General features: G+C 77.4%; 1 protein-coding gene. It reads right to left on the reverse strand.

Annotation, left to right across the window (positions count from 1 at the left end; genetic code table 11):
• Positions 1–886 (reverse strand): FAD-binding protein (locus F2B26_RS16475; protein ID WP_159811163.1); only part of this gene is annotated, 886 nt, incomplete at both ends.

The raw sequence follows: 886 nt of genomic DNA on the forward strand, positions 1-886 counted from the left end.
CGGCGTGCCGTGCCACCGTGTCCGCGGCCTGGCGCGGCGGCAGGTCGGCGCGCAGCAGCCCGGCCAGGTTCGACCCGGCGACCAGCCCCTCGAGCAGCGAGTTCGAGGCCAGCCGGTTCGCGCCGTGCACCCCGGTGCAGGCCACCTCCCCGACCGCGTAGAGACCGGCCAGGGACGTCGCCCCGTCGAGGTCGGCGGCCACGCCACCGCAGCTGTAGTGCGCGGCCGGGCGCACCGGGATCGGGCTCGTCACCGGGTCGACCCCTGCCGCCCGGCAGCCTGCCAGCACGGTCGGGAACCGCGCGGTGAGCACGTCCTCACCGAGCCCGCGGGCGTCCAGGTAGAGGTGGTCGACGCCGAGCTCGGCCATCCGGGCCGTCTCGGTGGCGGCGACCACGTCACGCGGGGCCAGGTCCGCCAGCGGGTGCACCCCGGCCATCACGCGGTTCCCAGCGGCGTCGACGAGCACCGCGCCCTCACCGCGCACCGCCTCGGAGACCAGCAGCGTCTGACCGGCGGGAGCACCCCCGGGCGCCGCGAACACGGTCGGGTGGAACTGCACGAACTCCACGTCCCGCAGCACCGCACCGGCGCGCAGCGCGGCGGCCATCCCGTCACCGGTCACCGCGGCGGGGGTGGTCGTGCTGGCGAACACGTGCCCGAGCCCGCCGGTAGCCAGCACGGTGGCCCGGGCGTGCACCCGGCCGACCGACCGCACCCGCCCACCGGCGTCCAGCAGCGCGACCGTGGCCCCGACCACCGTCCCGTCCGCCGACCGGTCGAGGTCGAGCAGGAAGGCGTTCGGCACGACGGTCGCCCCGCTGATCGCCGCCTGCAGCGCGCGCTGCACCTCGGCCCCCGTGGCGTCGCCCCCGGCGTGCACGAT

The organism is Cellulomonas citrea (genome assembly GCF_009829685.1).
In the GTDB taxonomy this organism is placed as follows: Bacteria; Actinomycetota; Actinomycetes; order Actinomycetales; family Cellulomonadaceae; genus Cellulomonas; species Cellulomonas citrea.